The sequence below is a fragment of the Nocardia alba NBRC 108234 genome (genome assembly GCF_001612665.1).
In the GTDB taxonomy this organism is placed as follows: domain Bacteria; phylum Actinomycetota; class Actinomycetes; order Mycobacteriales; family Mycobacteriaceae; genus Nocardia; species Nocardia alba.
In genome coordinates, this window is record NZ_BDAX01000002.1 from 1,029,551 (window position 1) to 1,045,889 (window position 16,339).

15 protein-coding genes are annotated in these 16,339 nt (G+C 66.9%); 3 read left to right on the top strand and 12 right to left on the bottom strand.

The genetic code is table 11. The features are described 5' to 3' along the window. Positions 1 to 4: 4 nt before the first annotated feature. Positions 5 to 307 (top strand): hypothetical protein, encoded by a 303-nt coding sequence (locus tag NA12_RS06380; RefSeq protein ID WP_067446973.1) that lies wholly within the window; start codon positions 5 to 7, stop codon positions 305 to 307. A gap of 80 nt (positions 308 to 387) precedes the next feature. On the opposite strand, the gene NA12_RS06385 is transcribed toward NA12_RS06380, so the two are convergent. The 10 genes from NA12_RS06385 to NA12_RS06430 form a co-directional block, all read right to left on the bottom strand. After that, complete coding sequence (locus NA12_RS06385; RefSeq protein WP_067446975.1) at positions 388 to 1,005, bottom strand: cysteine hydrolase family protein; 618 nt, start codon at positions 1,003 to 1,005, stop codon at positions 388 to 390. A 4-nt stretch (positions 1,006 to 1,009) separates the two neighbouring features. After that, entirely contained in the window at positions 1,010 to 2,029 is a 1,020-nt protein-coding gene (locus tag NA12_RS06390) for an aromatic ring-hydroxylating oxygenase subunit alpha (protein WP_067446977.1), read from the bottom strand. A 64-nt stretch (positions 2,030 to 2,093) separates the two neighbouring features. Next, entirely contained in the window at positions 2,094 to 3,242 is a 1,149-nt protein-coding gene (locus NA12_RS06395; RefSeq protein ID WP_067446979.1) for a thiolase family protein, read from the bottom strand. Between the two features lie 17 nt (positions 3,243 to 3,259). After that, positions 3,260 to 3,676, bottom strand: coding sequence for a Zn-ribbon domain-containing OB-fold protein (locus tag NA12_RS34310; protein ID WP_067446981.1), 417 nt, complete (start codon positions 3,674 to 3,676; stop codon positions 3,260 to 3,262). Further along, entirely contained in the window at positions 3,677 to 4,606 is a 930-nt protein-coding gene (locus NA12_RS06405; RefSeq protein ID WP_243654932.1) for an alpha/beta hydrolase, read from the bottom strand. Next, a complete protein-coding gene (locus NA12_RS06410) occupies positions 4,603 to 6,261 on the bottom strand; it encodes a thiolase C-terminal domain-containing protein (RefSeq protein ID WP_067446984.1) in 1,659 nt (552 codons plus the stop codon). The genes NA12_RS06405 and NA12_RS06410 overlap by 4 nt, the downstream gene beginning before the upstream one ends. 21 nt (positions 6,262 to 6,282) lie before the next feature. After that, positions 6,283 to 7,485, bottom strand: coding sequence for an acyl-CoA dehydrogenase family protein (locus tag NA12_RS06415; RefSeq protein WP_067446986.1), 1,203 nt, complete (start codon positions 7,483 to 7,485; stop codon positions 6,283 to 6,285). A gap of 13 nt (positions 7,486 to 7,498) precedes the next feature. Further along, positions 7,499 to 8,551 carry an acyl-CoA dehydrogenase family protein gene (locus NA12_RS06420; RefSeq protein WP_067447608.1) on the bottom strand — a complete coding sequence of 351 codons (1,053 nt, stop codon included), beginning with the start codon at positions 8,549 to 8,551 and terminating at the stop codon, positions 7,499 to 7,501. 27 nt (positions 8,552 to 8,578) lie between these two features. Then, a complete protein-coding gene (locus NA12_RS06425; RefSeq protein ID WP_067446988.1) occupies positions 8,579 to 9,412 on the bottom strand; it encodes an amidohydrolase family protein in 834 nt (277 codons plus the stop codon). Next, positions 9,405 to 11,054: an AMP-binding protein gene (locus tag NA12_RS06430; RefSeq protein WP_067446990.1), complete on the bottom strand. Its 1,650-nt coding sequence runs from the start codon at positions 11,052 to 11,054 to the stop codon at positions 9,405 to 9,407. The genes NA12_RS06425 and NA12_RS06430 overlap by 8 nt, the downstream gene beginning before the upstream one ends. 327 nt (positions 11,055 to 11,381) lie before the next feature. Between NA12_RS06430 and NA12_RS06435 the strand changes: the two genes are divergently transcribed. Together NA12_RS06435 and NA12_RS06440 are read left to right on the top strand one after the other, a co-directional pair. Continuing rightward, positions 11,382 to 12,200: an enoyl-CoA hydratase/isomerase family protein gene (locus tag NA12_RS06435; protein ID WP_067446992.1), complete on the top strand. Its 819-nt coding sequence runs from the start codon at positions 11,382 to 11,384 to the stop codon at positions 12,198 to 12,200. 48 nt (positions 12,201 to 12,248) lie between these two features. Continuing rightward, positions 12,249 to 13,376 (top strand): NDMA-dependent alcohol dehydrogenase, encoded by a 1,128-nt coding sequence (locus NA12_RS06440; RefSeq protein WP_067446994.1) that lies wholly within the window; start codon positions 12,249 to 12,251, stop codon positions 13,374 to 13,376. 58 nt (positions 13,377 to 13,434) lie between these two features. Here the strand turns inward: NA12_RS06440 and NA12_RS06445 are convergent, their stop codons facing one another. Next, the gene (locus tag NA12_RS06445; RefSeq protein ID WP_067446996.1) at positions 13,435 to 14,934 is read right to left on the bottom strand and encodes an acyl-CoA carboxylase subunit beta; all 1,500 of its coding nucleotides are present in this window, start codon (positions 14,932 to 14,934) and stop codon (positions 13,435 to 13,437) included. Between the two features lie 69 nt (positions 14,935 to 15,003). Beyond that, positions 15,004 to 16,233, bottom strand: coding sequence for a cytochrome P450 (locus tag NA12_RS06450; protein ID WP_067446998.1), 1,230 nt, complete (start codon positions 16,231 to 16,233; stop codon positions 15,004 to 15,006). Positions 16,234 to 16,339: the final 106 nt, after the last annotated feature.

Consider the following 16,339-nt stretch of genomic DNA (forward strand, 5'->3'; position numbering starts at 1 on the left):
CATCGTGATCAAGAGCGGCACCCGGCTGACGAGCCAGGTCTGTGAAACACAGGTCATCGTCATCAAATCCACCGACGCCATCGACGACTTGCGTTGTGGCGGTGCCCCGATGGTGCCGTTGGGCAGCGAGACCGGCACCGGGGCGGTCCTCGATCCCGCGTTCGCCGGCGGCACCGCGGTCGGTAAACGCTACGTCCACGACACCGGCGCCGAACTGCTCGTCACGCGAGCGGGCAGAGGCACCCTCGATGTGAACGAGATCCCGCTCGGTCTCAAGGAGGCCAAGCAACTGCCGTCCAGCGACTGATCGGACAACCTACGCAAACGGCGCTCCAGCCTCGAGAAGGCTGGAGCGCCGTTTTGTTGTCGTCGACGAGGTTGCCTGCCTCAGCGCCAAGCGGCCATCAGCTCGGCGGTCGTGGTGACGGTGGCGATCAACGACAAGGTGTTGTCGATGATCGCCTCGCCGTATTCGCTGGGTACGCCCGCGACCGCATCGCGGGGCAACACGACATCGTAGGCGGCGTTGACCGCGTCCATCACCAGGTTCGGAATCGCCACGTTCAGCGAAACACCCACCACCACAATGGTCTTGACACCGAGGTTGCGGAGCACGGCGTCGAGGTCGGTGCCGCCCATCGGCCCGAGACCGTGCTGTCGGCCGAGTACCAGATCGGTGGGTTCCGGGCCCAGTTCGGGCAGCAGGGTCGCACCCTCGCTGCCCGGGGTCACCGCGACGCCGCGGCGCCCGAGGGCGAACAACTTCGCGTTGTGATTGGAGCCGAGACCGTCCGCACGCCGCCACACCAGACAGTGCACGACCCGCACCCCGGCGACGCGGGCCGCCGGGAGCAGGGTCGCGATATTGGGCAGCGCGGCCCGCCGGGCCTCGCGCGCGAGCGCGGGCAACCCGGCGGCGGGGCCGACCACCGCGCCTTGGCATTCCTGGGTGATCACGGCGGTATGGGCCGGGGCCACCAGATCAGCCAGTGACCGCACGCTCATCCGCTCACCGCGCGGACGATACTGCCGCGGCGTCGGCCGGTGGCACGTCGTAGAACTGGGCAGCCCACTGGCGCAGCGACAGATACGGTTTGGCGTCCTTGGGCGAGAGCGGGGGCTTCTCCACGTATTTCTGGTAGCGCCAGATGTCGAGGTCTTCCCAGACCGTCACCAGGAATTGCTTCTCCACCCGCGCACGAACTTCCGGCGGCGGCACATCGCCGTCGTCACCCGGGTTCTTCGGCCACCAGATCGAATAGAACAGATCCGAGCACTCGTCGTCGACCGGAGTGGTCGCGAAGATCAGCCGGTGCTTCGATGACCCCTCGAACGCGCTGATCGAACCGCCGAGACCGAACATCTGGGCGTGGATCTTCAACGCCATCTTGTTCGGGTCGTCACTGCGCGCGTCCGGCCATCCGGTCAGGAAGTTCCACGTGTGGTCGACCGCGCTGTAGTCCAGCATCTGCGGGGTGACCGTCGCGCCGTGCACATACTCGAAATGCAAACTGTCCGGACCGTTCTCGAGCACCACCTGTGGGTGCACGGGCTCACGTTCGGTCTTGCTCGAGAACTCCGGGTACGGGCGGTAGTAGGCGTCCGGATCGGAACCGAGGTCGGGGAACATCGTGAGGATGTCGGGCATCTCCCACTGCGGCGGCTTTCCCTCCGGGTGGTGCCACATGAACACACACCCGTTCTGCTCGTTGACCGGATACACCTGCAGACGCAGACCACGATTGACGCGGTCCTCGCCGGGGATGTTCTTGTTCCGGCCGTCCGGTCCCCAGCGCCAGCCATGGAACGGGCATTCCACGCAGTCGCCGACGACCTTGCCGCCGTGGCCGAGATGGGCGCCGAGATGCTTGCAGTGGCCGGTCAGGATGTGTACCTCGCCCGCCTCGTCGCGGTAGCCGACCAGATCCTCGCCGAAGTACTTCAACGGGCGTGTCTGCCCGATCGGGAACTCGGCCGACCAGCCGACCATGAACCAGCCGGTGACCTTCCAGGTGAACGGAACCTTCACAGCAAACCTCCAGTGCTGGGCAACTTTCCAGGATTTCGGTCTCGGTCGGCCGAGCCCGGCGCGTTCATGTGGTGACGATGGTGGCGCCCGCGGTGCCGGGAGCGCCGTAGAGCAGGGCGAACCCGGCTGTGGGTGTACCGCCGACCTGCCGATCGCCCGCGGTGCCGCGCAGTTGCAGGACGAGCTCGTGCAACTGGCGCATGCCGGAGGCACCGATCGGTTCGCCGTTGGCGATGAGTCCGCCGTCGGTGTTCACCGGCAGAGATCCGGAGATCTCGGTCGCCCCCTCGGCGATCAGCCGTTCCTGCTCGCCGTCGGCACAGAAGCCCGCTTCGGCCATATGGATGATCTCGGCGCCGGCGTCGGTGTCCTGCAACTGGACCACATCGATGTCGCCGGGCGAGACCCCCGCCGACTCGAACGCGCTGCGCGCGGCATAGACCGAGGGCGAGACATCCTCCTGCACCGGGGCGTAGGTCGTATTGACCTCGTAGGCGCCGTAGGTCCGCGTCCGTACCTCGACAGCTCGCACGAAGATCGGCTTGCTCGTGTACCGGTGCGCGATGTCGGCCCGGCACATGATCACCGCGGCCGCGCCCTCATCGGGCGCGCAGAACATGTAGTGGGTCAGGGGGTAGTTGAACATCGGCGAGTCGAGAATTTCCTGCTCGCTGATCGGCTTGCGCCGGAAGGCATTCGGGTTCAAGCCGCCGTTGCGGTAGTTCTTGGCGGCCACCTTGGCCAGGGTCTCCTGGGAGATGCCGTGGTCGTGGAGGTAGCGATTGGCCTTCATCCCGAAGAACTTCGTGGTCAGGTATTGGCCGTTCTCGCCGTACCACTTGGGCATGCCGACCAGGGTCGGGTCGACGGTGAAGGCCCCACGCGGATGCTTGTCCATCCCGATCGCGATGCCGATGTCGTACTTGCCGAGCCGGATCGCGTCGGCGCACGCTTCGGTGGCGCTGGCGGAGGTGGCGCAGGCGTTGAAGACATTCGTGAACGGAATACCGGTCAGTCCCATCATGCCCACGATCGCGTCGGGATTGGCGACCTCCCAACTGCCGCCGACCGCGAATTGCACATCGCGCCATTCCAGCCCGGCGTCGGTGAGCGCGGCCCGGATCGCGTCGGTGCCCATCTGCATGGCGGTCTTGCCCTCGAATCGGCCGAAGGGGTGCATCCCCACGCCGATGATCGCTACCTCGTTGGTCATGTCAGAACTCCTGTCCCTCAGGCGGGTTGGAAGGCGAAGGTGAGAACCTCGGCGCCTTCGGGGTCGGTGCCGAGCGGGACGGTCGTGAGCACGACGTCCATCCCGAATTCGAGCTTGTCCGGGTCGTTCTCGGTGAGTCTGGCCTCGACCCGGATCACGTCACCGAGCTGCACCAGCCCGACGCCGAAGGGCACGAAGGTCCGGGCCGTCTCGTCCCCGAGATAGGGCGCGCCCGGCAGGAATCCCTGGGTGGTCCAGGCCACCAGGGTTCCGGTGCGCGGCAGGGTGATCTGTTCGATCGACGGGCGGCTGCACCGCGGGCACAGGTCCTGGATCGGGAACACCGCCGCACCGCAGTCGGTGCACGATCCGCCGACGAGGTGGAACTCCTCGGCGGGCCAGTTGGAGATTTCCGGAGCGATCATTCGTTGCATCTATGGTTCCTCGACTTCTGATCGGTAGCGGGCGGGGGTCGATCGCAGCGCGCATTCCTCCACGAACGACAACAGGCCCAGGTGATAGGCCGCGGCGCCGTAGCCGACGCTCAGGTTGTGCCCACACCCGTATTGCACGTTGTTCACGAAACGTGATGTAGCGGTGAATAGTTCGGCGATCCCGGCGCGGGCAGCCGGGTCGGTTCGCCACACCTGCTCGTACTCGGCGTCGGTCACCCGGACCGGGACACGCATCCGGGCGGCGAGCGTCGGGAAGTCGGTCGGCCAGTCGTGCACGACGCTGACCTCGTAGCCCGGCGTGCCCGAGGTCAGCGAACGCCCGCCGAGGACCTCCGGCGGGTAGCTGTCCTGCGGGAACCACAGCAGTTCGCGAATTCCGCCTGCCCTGCCCGTCTTTCGGATCTTTTCGATGACCCGGATGGCCTCGGGACGCTTGTCGACACCGGTGCCCGCCAGTTCGAGGCCGAGCAGTTCGGCGCCCCGATCGTCGGCGGCCATCCGCGCGGCCAGGTCACAGCCCGCCGAATGTCCGGCGAGGAAGACCCCGGCGCCGCGTTCGCTCGTTCCCAGCAGCGCGTCGATCGCGGCATAGGTCGCGTCGACGCGGCGCTGCGGCTCGTCGAACAACTCACCCCACGGTTCCGAAGCGCCGTATCCCGGTCTGTCGAGCGCGAGAACGGTGAAACCCAGTCGGGCGCCGATCCGTAGCAGCGACAGCGACGGCCGGTCCGGTAGATCGAAATAGCGCGCCGTCGTCGCGCCGCCGTGCACGGCGACCAGCACGGCGCGAGGATCGGCGACCTCGGCGCACAGCGCCGACATCCGGATTCCCGCGACCTCGACTTCCCTGGTGACGACGGTGTCGACGGCGCTGTGCTCCGGCAGCAGGCCGGTGCCCTCGGCGCTCACGAGTCCGCCCGCAGCAACATCACACCGCTGGGAGTCAGTCCACCGCTGCTGACGACCGCGACCCGGGCCGCTGGAATCTGTCGCTGCCCGGCCCCGCCACGCAACTGTGTGATCGCCTCGTGGATCAAACCCATGCCGTGGGTGCGCCCGTGCGAGAGCTGCCCACCGTGGGTGTTCAGCGGCAGCACTCCGTCGCGCGCGATGTTCTTGCCGCCCTGGAGGAAGTCCTTGGCCTCGCCGATACCGCAGAAACCGAGCGCCTCGATCCAGGACAGGCAGTTGAAGGTGAAGCCGTCGTAGAGCTCGGCGACATCCACATCGTCCGGACCGAGAGTGGTGCGCGACCACAGATGCGCCGCCTGGCCGAGCACCTGCGGTTCGTGGGTGAGCGTGCTCTGATCCCATTCGAGCCGTTCGATGATCTGGGTGCCGACCGCTTCGACGAAGACCGGCGGTTGAGCCAGATCGGCCACGGTTTCCCTGGCCGAGACGATCACGGCCACCGCACCGTCACACGGCACGTCGCAGTCGTAGAGACCGAACGGTGTGGTGATGGTGCGGGCGGACAGATACTCGTCCATGGTCAGTGGGTCCCGGTAGATCGCGGAGGGGTCGAGGGCCGCGTTGGCTCGCTGATTGAGCGCGATCCAGCCCAGCGTCTCCCGATCGGTGCCGTAGCGGTGGAAATGCCGCTGCGCGGTCTGGGCGAGCAGGTGCGCCGCCGAGACCGCGCCGAACGGGGTGAGCCACGGGTCGGTGATCCCGCCGGACGGCGCGATCGCACCGGCGCGCACATGTTCGGCATAGGTGGATTCCCACACCGTGCGAAAGCACAGCACATGACGCGCCAGACCACTGGCCACCGCGAGCATCGCCGCGATCACTGAGCCACCGGGGCCGAAGGTCTCCGCGCTGCCGTTGTACCAGGTCGGGCGGATGCCCAGCGCCGATTCCACCGCCGTGACGCCGCCTTCGGAGAAGGGCCCGAAGTTCCCCGACCCCGGATAGGTCGACAGACCGTCGATGTCGTCGAGGTCGAGTCCGGCATCGGCGACCGCCGCCCGGCACGCCGCCAGGGTCAGCGACAGCGGGTCGGCCATGAGCCGCCGCCCGATCTCGGACCGGCCGATCCCGGTGAAGGCGACTTTGTCCTCGAACTTCTCGCGCGAGGCCATCGGCCGGACGTGCTCGCGCACGGCGGCCGGGTCGATCGGGTCCTCCGGCATCGCCGCGAGCGGCGATGCCGGATCCGCCGGGCGGAACAGCGGAAGCCAGGCCGTACCCGCCTGCTGGAACACCACCTCCATCCGTTGGCCGAGCACAAGATCGGCGGGATCGCAGTCGATCACATTGGTGGTCAACCGGACTCGCGAGTCCTCCTCGAGCGCGACTTGCGCGACGACATAGGGCGCGGGCAGCCCGGGCACCGCGAATCGCTCGTTGACCGTGAAACCGATCAGCGTGGCGAATCCCGAGACCACACTGATCTCGAGCTGATCGCCACGGCAGTACCGGCACGCCGGTTGCGGCGGATGGATCAGCGCCGCGCAGGAGCGGCACTGGGTGATCCGCAAGCGACCGTCAGCGCCGGAGGCCCAGTAGAAAGCGGTCTCCGGCGTGATCGGCGGCGGCGGCCGTTGCGTGGTCTCGGCCACGGATGCTCCTTCCGAGCGCGATCAGCTCGCCTGTGCCTTGGGTTTGGCCGGCAGCGAGTAGTTGGCCCGTCCGAGCCCGAGGATGTGCTGGGCGATCATGTTGCGGAACACCTCGAGCGTGCCGCCGTAGATGCCGCACAGCGGCGCCCAGCGGTAGATGTATTCCATCCCGCCGTTGTCGGCGGCGCCCTCGGTGTCGATCGGCAGCGCGGCGGCGGGGCCGAGGATGTCCATCAGCTCGGGTGAGATGTCGCGCATGGCCTGCGCGATGGCGACGCGGCCGAACATGTGCGGCGCCGCGAGTGCGGCTTCCATCCGCGCGATACTGCGGCCGAGGCGATAGCCGACCGACCGGTCGTCGAGCAGACGACGCCCGTCGGGGCCGGGACGGGCCGCGATGGCGGCGACCTTTTCGACCGAGGTGGCCATCATCGTGCCCTGGTGGATGAGGATGGAGACATCCTGCAGGCCGTCGTCATCGGCGCCGACCACACCGTGTTCCTCGTTGAGTGGGCCCATCAGCACGGCCCACCCGCCGTTCACCTCGCCGAGGCGGTACTTGTCGTCCACCCGGACATCGCTGTAGTAGACGATGTTGGTCCGGTCACCGTCGACGGTGCGGATGCCCTGGATCTCGATGCCGGGGCTGTTCAGCGGCACCAGGAACATGGTGAGGCTCTTGTGTTTCGACGCCTCGGGATCGGTATTGGTGATCAGGAAGACGTACTGGCAGTTGTGCGCGCCGGTGGTGAACATCTTCGAGCCGTTGATCACCCACTGGTCGCCGTCACGCACCGCCCGCGTCTTGCACATCGCGACGTCGGACCCGCCGTCGGGCTCGGTGTATCCCAGGCACAACCGGATCTCACCGCGCTCGAGGCCGGGCAGTACCTCTTCCTGCAATTCGACCGAACCATGTTTGCGCACGGACTTGGAGACGATCGCCGTCGTACCCCAGGTGACCCAGGGAATGTGGACCCGCCGCTTCTCCAGGTCCCACATCCGGCGCCGCAGGCGATTGAGCCCGCCATCCGCTTCCTCGGCGAGCTCCGCCTTCAGCCACCCGGCCGCGCCGAGCGCCTCGTGCACGCCTGCGTCGAAGTTGTCACCGGTCTCGCGATCGCGGCGACGCACCTCGTCGGTGACGTGGGTGGTGAGAAAGGCTCGAGCGCCGTCCAGGAATTCCTGGTCATCGGCAGAGAGTTCAACTCGTGAGAAATCCATGTTCTACTCCGTCCTAGGCCGACGCTGCGGCGAAGAGTTCAGCGACCTGCACTGCGCTGGCGCCCAGATCACCGGCGGCCAACGGCCAGCCTCGGGCCCGCACGAGGTAGGCCGACGCGGCCGCTTCCGTCGCGACCCCGAGTCCGCCCTGCACCTGGACGCAGATCGTCGCCGCCCGCGGTGCCTCCTCGGCGATGTAGACGAACGCCGCGGCGGACAGGCCCGGCTGCGTGTCGGGCTCGTGTTCGAGGAACCACGCGGCGCGCCGGGTCAGATTGCGCGCGGCGTTGACCGTGATCGCGACATTGGCCAGTGGATGGGAAATGCCCTGCAGGGTCGAGATCGGGACACCCATCGTGTAGCGGGTGGTAGCGAATTCCGCGGCGATCCGCAGGGTCTCGTCGATCAGCCCGACCAGCGCCGCGGCGGTCAGCACGCGCCATTCGTCGAGCGCTCGGTTGTACTCGGTGAGCGCCTGCGCACCACTGGCCAGCACGGTCCGACGGTCGGCGGCGGCCGGGTCCACCCAGGCCATCGGCAGCCGGCCGATGTTGTCGACCTTCGCGGGGCGGGTATCGAAGCTCACCCGCACGATGTCGTCGCCGTCACGGACGATGATGTCGTCGGCGACCGAGCCCGCGGCGATCAGCCGCACACCGGTCGCGGGGTCGACGCGGGTATCGAGGCCGAGCAGCCGAGTGCCCTCGACCACCTCGGTGCTGTCACTCTCGCCCGCGGTCAGCGCGCCGAGCCTGCCGAGCAACCGTGCCGCGCAGATGTGATCGATCCACGGCAGTGGAGCGATCACCCGTCCCAATTCCTCGGCTACCAGGGACAATTCGACCAGCGTCGCGCCGTCGCCGCCGACCGCCTCCGGCAACGCCATCGAGGTCGCGCCGGTCGCGCACAGCTGCTCCCACAGATCCTTGTCGAAGCCGGTCCCCTCCGCCGCGCGGACGGTGTCGAGGGAACACCGCGAACGAAAGAACTTCGCGTAGACGGCCTGGATTTCGGTTTGATCCGCCGACAGGCTGTAGTCCTGTCGACGCAATTCGTATCGGTCCAACATCGTATTTCTCCTGATTGTGGCGCGTCAGTCGACGACGGATCGGTCGCCGAAGAAGAACTCCTGCGCGTTGTTGTAGAGGTAGTTGTCGAGCACGTCCGCGGGGAGATCCAATGCCTCGGCCTCGGGCACCAGCCTGCGCATAGCGAGCACCGGCCAGTCCGAACCGAAGATGACCTTGTTCTTCCCGCGGGTACGCATGAAGTGGATCAGGCTGTCCGGCAACCGTTTCGGTGACCAGGCCGAGGTCATCAGGCGCAGGTTCTCGTACTTGATGAGCAGCCGGATCGCGGTGTCCCACCACGGATCCGCGCCATGGATCATGCATAGCTTCAGTTCGGGGAACTGGTAGCACACCCGGTCCAGATAGATCGGATTCTGGACCTCACCCGGGATCGGCGGACCGGGAATGCCGGTGTTCATGCACAGCGGAAGCCCGAGCTCGGCGCATTTGTAGTACAGCGGGTAGTAGACCGCGTCGGTCGGCGCGTACCGGCCGTCGCCCCAGAAGCTCGCCCCGGTGGTGGTGTAGGTGACGGGCAGGTCGCGCACCAGCGCGGTGAGTTCACGCAGCGAGGCGACCGGGCGCAGGAGATCGACGCCGTTGACCGCCAAGGAGAACCGATCCGGCTGTGCCTCGACGAAGGCGAGCGCGGTCTTGGACGGTCTCACCATCGAGTACATCAGGACGGCTTTCTCGACGCCCTGTTCGTCCATCTCTTCGAGCAAGGCACCGAGTTCGACCTGGGCGTACATCGACGCCCCGCCCTTGAAGTAGTCGTCGCGGACCTTGAGCATCCATGTGGGTTGCTCGAGCTCACCGAAGTGGACATTGACCAGGCAGTCGTTGACCTTACGCATCGTCGTTCTCCGATCCTTCGGCTTCCGTGGCGGCGCGCTGCATGGCCCAGCGGTAGTCCGGTTTGCCATTACCGAGCCGACGGATCTCGTCGACATAGATCACGGCTTTGGGCACCTTGAAGCCGGCCAGCCGAGATCGGCACAGCTTCCGCAATGCCGTCGGGCCGACCTGATTCGCGGCGTAGACACGGTCGCCGGGGTCGACGCAGACCAGTGCGACCACCTCGTTGCCCCATTTCGCACTCGGTCTGCCGACCACGAGCGCGTCACTGATCCGGGGGTTCGAGCGCAGCACCTCCTCGACCTCTTCGACGAACACCTTCTCGCCGCCGGTGTTCACCACGAGGGCGTCACGCCCGAGCAACCGCAACGAGCCGTCGGCGTCGACGGTCGCGCGGTCACCGGGGATCGCCATCCGGATGTCGCCGATGACGGGAAAGGTGCGCTCGGTAGCGTCGCGGTCGTCGAGGTATCCCAGTGGGACACGCCCGGACCGCGCCGCCCAGCCGACCTCACCCTCGCCCGGCGTCAGGAACCGGGTGCGGTCGTCGCTGACAGCCGTTCCGCCCGGCATCGGCGCGAAGCTGTCGACTTCGTTGCCCTTGGTGCTGCGACCGAAGCCCATGCCGCCGGTTTCCGACGACCCGTAACCCTCGACGACGAACGCGTGCGGAAGTAGCTCGAGCAGGTCGCGCCGGTGCACCGGATTGGTCGCCGCGCCGCCGGTGCCGATCGCCATCAGCGCGGACAGATCGTAGGTCTGCTCGCGCATCGCGCGGACCAACGGTCCGGCGTAGGCGTCGCCGACGATCGTCATGAGCGCGGCCTTTTCCTGTTCGGCCACGCGCAGCGCACGGTGCGCGTCGAACTTGCGCTGGTCGTCGTAGAGCACGATCGTCTGCCCGGCGAGCAGGCCGGCGAACGAGGTCCAGATCCCGGCCGCGTGCGACAGCGGCGAGACCGCGAACCAGACGTGACCGGTCATCAGCGCGAGCTGGCGCAGCGGCTCGCCCGACTCGTGGTCGGCGCCGTTCATCGAGGAGACGTACATATCGCTCTGGCGCCAGAGCACACCCTTCGGCCTGCCCGTCGTGCCGCCGGTGCACAGCATCACCAGGTCGTCGGGCGAGGTCTCGATCACCGGTTCGTCGGCGCCGAGCGCCACCGCGTCCTCGTAGCCGATCGCACCCGCGAGCTCGGGGACGTCACTGCCATCGTCCACCGAGACCAGCAGTTCGACGCCCTCGGGCACCGACTGCTCGACGACCTCACCGAAGGATCGGTGGTAGACGATGCCGCGCGGCTTGATGTAGGCGAGCAGATCCCGGATCTCGTGGGCGGTGTAGTGGTGGTTGATGTTGACCGGTACGACCCGCGCCTTCATGCCGGCGATCATCACGTCCAGGTACTGATCGTTGCGCATGAGCAGCGCGATCCGATCCTGCCCGCATTCCCATCGGTCCAGCTCCGCGCGCGGGGTGTGCACACCGAATCCCCGCTCGGCCAGGAAGTTCGCGAACTTCCTGGTGCGTAGCGCGGTGTCGCCGAAGGTGCGGCGGCGCTCGCCGCACACCGTCAGCGTCCGATCCGGAACTGCCGCCGCGACCTCGTCGAACACCGCGCTGATCGTCCATTCGGTCAACAGAGCGCTCCGCTGCCTGCGCGGGGATGCGATTGTTCTGTGTGCATGGTTCGGTCCTCGATTGTCCTGGCGCAACGACGCGGCGGGTGTCGGGCGCCGCCTGACGGAAAAGCTTGCCGCAAGCTGAATAGATATGACTACTGTATACGTAACAGTAGAGCGCTGCGCAAGATTTCGCCCCGGGATCGCTCCCGGAGCGCCGAATACCGCGCCAACAGCGAGCACGGCCGATCCGCCACCTCCCGCGAACTCAAACGGTAGTCTTTACTGTATATAAGACAGTATGACGCGACCATACCGCTCGACCAGGAAGAATCGGGGACAACAGTGACCACCGACAACACGCCCGACAACAACGCCGGGACAGTGGGCGTCGAGCACGACGGACCGATTCTGCGCCTCACCATCGATCGCGCGAACCGGCGCAACGCACTCTCGCCCAGCATGATCGACACTCTTGTCGCGACGCTCACCGCCGCCGCGACCGACGCCGAGCTGCGGGTCGTGCACATCACCGGCGCCGGAGCGGACTTCTGCTCCGGTGTCGACTGGGTCGCGACCAACAGCGCGGGCGAGCGTCCGCCGACCGGAGATCTGGTGCGACGCATCCCGCACACCGCCCACCGTGTCATCGAACTGCTCCAGGCTGTCCATCTGCCGGTGGTGTGCACCGTCCGCGGCTGGGCCGCGGGGCTCGGGTGCAATCTCGCGATCGCCGCCGATTTCACCCTCGCCGACACCGACGCTGTCTTCTGGGAGCCGTTCCTGCCGCGCGGATTCAGCCCCGACTCCGGTTCCACCTGGCTGCTCCCCCGCCTGATCGGGCTGGCCAGGGCCAAGCGAATGCTGCTGCTCGGCGAGAAGGTCGGGGCGAGCGAGGCCGCCGACTGGGGCCTGATCCACGCGGTCGCGGCGCCCGATGACCTCGATCGGGCCACCGAGGAGCTGCTCGCCCGGTTGGCCGCCGCACCGACCATCGCCTTGGGCCTGGCCAAACAGTCCATCCATCGCAATCTGGTCACCGGGTTGACCGAGGCCATGGACAACGAGCTCTACGCCCTCGAACTCGCCTGCCGTACCGCCGATTTCAAAGAGGGCCTGACCGCCTTCCGACAGCGCCGTGATCCCGAGTTCCGCGGCCGTTGACGCCGCAGCCGACTCTTCCCACCGTCCGACACTATTGAAGAGGTACCGATGAAGACCAGAGGCGCGTTGATCTGGGACCGCAATCAGCCATGGTCGATCGAAGACATCGAGATCGGCGAGCCGCGCGCGGGTGAGGTCACGGTCAGGATGGAGACGGCCGGGCTGTGCGATGCCGACCGCCATCTCGTCACCGGCGACATCGCCATGGCCGGCTTCCCGGTCCTCGGCGGTCACGAGGGCGCTGGGGTGGTGGTCGAAGTCGGGGCGGGCGTGCACGATCTCACCGTGGGCGACCATGTGGTGATGTCGTTCGTTCCGTCCTGCGGCACCTGCGGGCCGTGCCGTGCGGGACTGTGCAATCTGTGCGATCTGGGCGCAGGCCTGCTCGGTGGCGCGGCCGTCTCCGACGGAACCTTCCGGGCTACCGCACGGGGGCGCGGAGTGCACCCGATGGCACTGGTCGGCGCGTTCGCGCCGTACGCCGTGGTCCATCGGGCCTCGGTGGTCAAGATCGACCCGTCGATCCCGTTCGAGATCGCCTGCCTCGTCGGTTGCGACATCACCACCGGCTACGGCTCGGCTGTCCACACCGCACGGATCCAGCCGGGTGAGGATGTCGCGATCATCGGGCTCGGCGGCGTCGGCGCGTCCACACTGCAGGGCGCGGTGCTGTCCGGGGCGTCGCGGATCTTCGTCGTCGACCCGGTCGAGTGGAAGCGCACGCAGGCCGAGAAACTCGGTGCCACCGATGTCTATCCCGATCTCGCGACCGCCGCCGCCGGCATCACCGCCGCGACGGGCGGACGGATGTGCCACAAGGTGATCGCGTCGATGGGGCGACGAGACGGCGACGACCTCGAGGCGTGGATGGACCTCACGGCGCGAGCGGGCACCTGTGTGCTCACCGCCATGGGCTCCACAGTGGCCGCCCAGGTGCCGCTCACGCTGTCGATGCGGACGTTGTTGCAGAAGAACCTGCAGGGCAGCCTGTTCGGCGGCGGGAATCCGCACGAGGACATCCTCGAGGTGCTGGCCCTCTACAAACTCGGCGACCTCGATCTGGACGGCACGCTCACCAGGGAGTACCGGCTCGACCAGATCAACGAGGGCTACGAGGAGATCCACCGCACCCCCGGTCTGCGCGGCATCATTCGCTTCACCGACGCCGATCGGTAGCACGCACGAAGCAAGGGGGGCCGAACGATGTCGTTCGCCCCCCCAAGCTGTCGGCGGTTCAGGGAATGATGACGGTGCGCTGCACGGGCTGGGCGGGAGTCTGCCGCCCGTAGAGGCCGCGCTGCAGCGAGCGCAGCAGAACGTCGCGGGTTTCCTCGGGCCGGATCAGTTCGTCGAATCCCATGTGTTCGGCTGAATGGTAGGACGCCTTCAGCTCCATCTCGCGCAGTTCGGCGGCCAGATCCGCTTCGGCGTTGGAGGCGTTGCTCAACGCGGCAGCGCCCATCGCGCCCATCGTGGCGCCCGGGTAGGCGAAGGTGCCCGCCTGACCGTCGAATCCGATCAGCGACATCACCATCGAACCGAATCCGTAGGCCTTGCGCAGTGTCACATGCAGTTTCAGCGTGGTCGCCGCGGTCTGCGCGACGAACATCCGCGCGCCGCTGCGCAATACGCCCTCCCGCTCGGACTCGCTACCGGGCAGCATCCCCGGGTTGTCGGCGAGGAAGATGATCGGCAGGTGGAAGGAATCGGCGACCATGATGAAGTGGGCCGCCTTGTCCGCGGCCTCGGTGTCGATCGAACCCGCGAGGACCTGCGGCTGATTGGCCACCACCGCGACCGGGTGCCCACCCAGATGCGCCAGCGCACAGATGATCGGCGTGCCGCGTTCGGGCTGTACCTCGAACCAGTCGGTGCCGTCGAACACGACATCGAGCACGGCCCGCATGTCGTAGCTCTGCACGTTGTCCCGGGAGACGATGTCGAGCAACTCCGGCGTCGCGCGCGGACCCGTGGTCTCGTCGGCGAGGTACACCGGCGGATAGGACCACGCGCTCGGCGGGAAATAGGACAGGTAGCGGCGGATCTCGTCGAGGACGTCCTCGTCGGTCTCGGCCACGTTGTGGACGACACCGCTGGGCAGCGCGACGTCGGGCCCACCCAGGTCTTCCTTCGAGATGTCCTCGCCGGTCGAGACTTTCACGACCGGCGGTCCCGCGGTGAAGATGCAGCCCTGCCTGCTCATGATGGAGAAGTCGGCGACCGGGGCGACCAGCGCGCCGTGGCCCGCCGATGGCCCGAGCACGGCGGTGACCATCGGCACCTTGCCCGAGCACTGCGCCTGGGCCAGCAGATCGGTGGGGGTGCGACCGTAGTGATCGCCGGTCGGGCGGAACCCCGCTCCTTCCAAGAGCATCACCAGCGGCACCTTGTCGCGCACCGCCAGTTCGGCCAGCCGGTAGCGCTTGGAATTGCTGCCGGGAGCGATCGAGCCGGCCAGGGTGGTGAAGTCCTCGGCGCCGACCATGACGGGGACACCGTTGATCAGCCCGGACCCGGTCACGATCGCGTCGGCGGCGGCGATGTCGCCGCCGACGAGTGTGCCGAACTCCTGGAACGTGCCGGGATCGAGCAGCCGTTCGATGCGCGCCCTGGCGTCCAGCTTGCCCTTCCCCCGGTGTTTGGCGACCCGGTCCGGACCGCCCATCTCCAGCACGCGCGCGCGGCGACGGCCGAGATCGTCGAGGGTCTCGTCCCAGGTGTTGGCAGTTGTCATGTCGTGGCCTGTCTTCTGTGATCGGTCGCGCGGACAGCGCGGGAATTCGGGAGGGGCGGGATTCTCAGGTCAGTCGATGGTGAAACGGATCGGCAAATGCTTCAACCCACCCACGAACGTCGTCGCCGTCAACTCCGGCTCCCCCGCCAACTCGATCGACCGCAAACGCGGCAACAACTCCCCCAAGAACTTACTGATCTCCATCCGCGCCAACCCCGCACCCAAACAAAAATGCACACCATAACCGAACGCCACATGCTTGTTCGGCTCACGCTCGATATCGAACCGGAACGGATCATCGAAAACATCCTCATCCCGATTCGCCGACGCGTACGACAACAACAACGAATCCCCCGCCGGAATCGACACCCCGTTCACCACCGAATCCTCAGCCGCCGTGCGCATGAACGCCTTCACCGGCGTCACCCACCGGATGATCTCCTCCACCGCACCCGCCATCAACTCCGGATGTTGCCGCAACCGATCCAACTGCTCAGGATGCTCGATCAACGCACGCATACCACCCGAGATACTGCTACTCGTCGTGTCATGACCCGCCGTCGCGATAATCGCGTAATACGACACCACATCCACATCCGACAACAACTCACCGTCGACCTTCGCGTTCGCGATCGCCGACGCCAGATCATCGGTCGGATGCTCTCGTCGAGAGTTGGTCAACGCGGTGAAGAAGGTGAACATCTCCACCAACGCGTTCATCGCCTCATCCGGCGGCGTCGATCGCTTCAGCTCCTCGTCATCGGAGCCCATCAGCTCCTGGGTCAGCTTCAGCATCAACGGGAAATCGGACTCGGGTACCCCGAGCAACGACATGATCACATACAGCGGGAAATTCACCGCGATCTCGGACACGAAATCACACTCACCGCCGGTATCGCGCATGCGATCCACGTATTGTTTCGCGAGCTCCTCGATCCGCTCACCCATCGCCTTCATCGCCTTGGGCGCGAACCAGTCCGCCGCGATCGCCCGCACCACCCGATGCTGCGGATCATCCATGTGAATCAATGTCCGGATCCCGATCGCGGCCTGCATCTCGTCGGACTCCGCGGTCATCAACACCGGACGCGGCCAGTTCGTGAACCGGCGATTCGCCCGCTCGATCGCCATCACGTCGGCGTGCTTGGTGATCGCCCAGAACGGTTTGTACCCCGCCACTTCCACCCGCGCCACCGGCTTGTCCGCCCGCAACGCGGCCAACGCAGCGTGCAGCCTCGCCTCGTCGGCGTAGGCGGCAGGCTCGGCGAGAACGTTCGCGGCCTCATCAACGATCGGCATCACTATCAGCACCTTTTCCCGTTCCGAGCTGGCAACCCAGCAATCCACCACCTCGCGCGCACCCGCGCCGACGGCGTTGTCTCGCCCACAAGACTGATTTATAGTT

What these genes read in the sequence shown, in the direction of transcription:
- NA12_RS06385 (WP_067446975.1), bottom strand. Translation starts at nt 1,005, where the DNA reads ATGAGCGTGCGGTCACTGGCTGATCTGGTGGCCCCGGCCCATACCGCC.
- NA12_RS06395 (WP_067446979.1), bottom strand. Translation starts at nt 3,242, where the DNA reads ATGACCAACGAGGTAGCGATCATCGGCGTGGGGATGCACCCCTTCGGC.
- NA12_RS34310 (WP_067446981.1), bottom strand. Translation starts at nt 3,676, where the DNA reads ATGCAACGAATGATCGCTCCGGAAATCTCCAACTGGCCCGCCGAGGAG.
- NA12_RS06415 (WP_067446986.1), bottom strand. Translation starts at nt 7,485, where the DNA reads ATGGATTTCTCACGAGTTGAACTCTCTGCCGATGACCAGGAATTCCTG.
- NA12_RS06425 (WP_067446988.1), bottom strand. Translation starts at nt 9,412, where the DNA reads ATGCGTAAGGTCAACGACTGCCTGGTCAATGTCCACTTCGGTGAGCTC.
- NA12_RS06440 (WP_067446994.1), top strand. Translation starts at nt 12,249, where the DNA reads ATGAAGACCAGAGGCGCGTTGATCTGGGACCGCAATCAGCCATGGTCG.
- NA12_RS06445 (WP_067446996.1), bottom strand. Translation starts at nt 14,934, where the DNA reads ATGACAACTGCCAACACCTGGGACGAGACCCTCGACGATCTCGGCCGT.
- NA12_RS06450 (WP_067446998.1), bottom strand. Translation starts at nt 16,233, where the DNA reads ATGCCGATCGTTGATGAGGCCGCGAACGTTCTCGCCGAGCCTGCCGCC.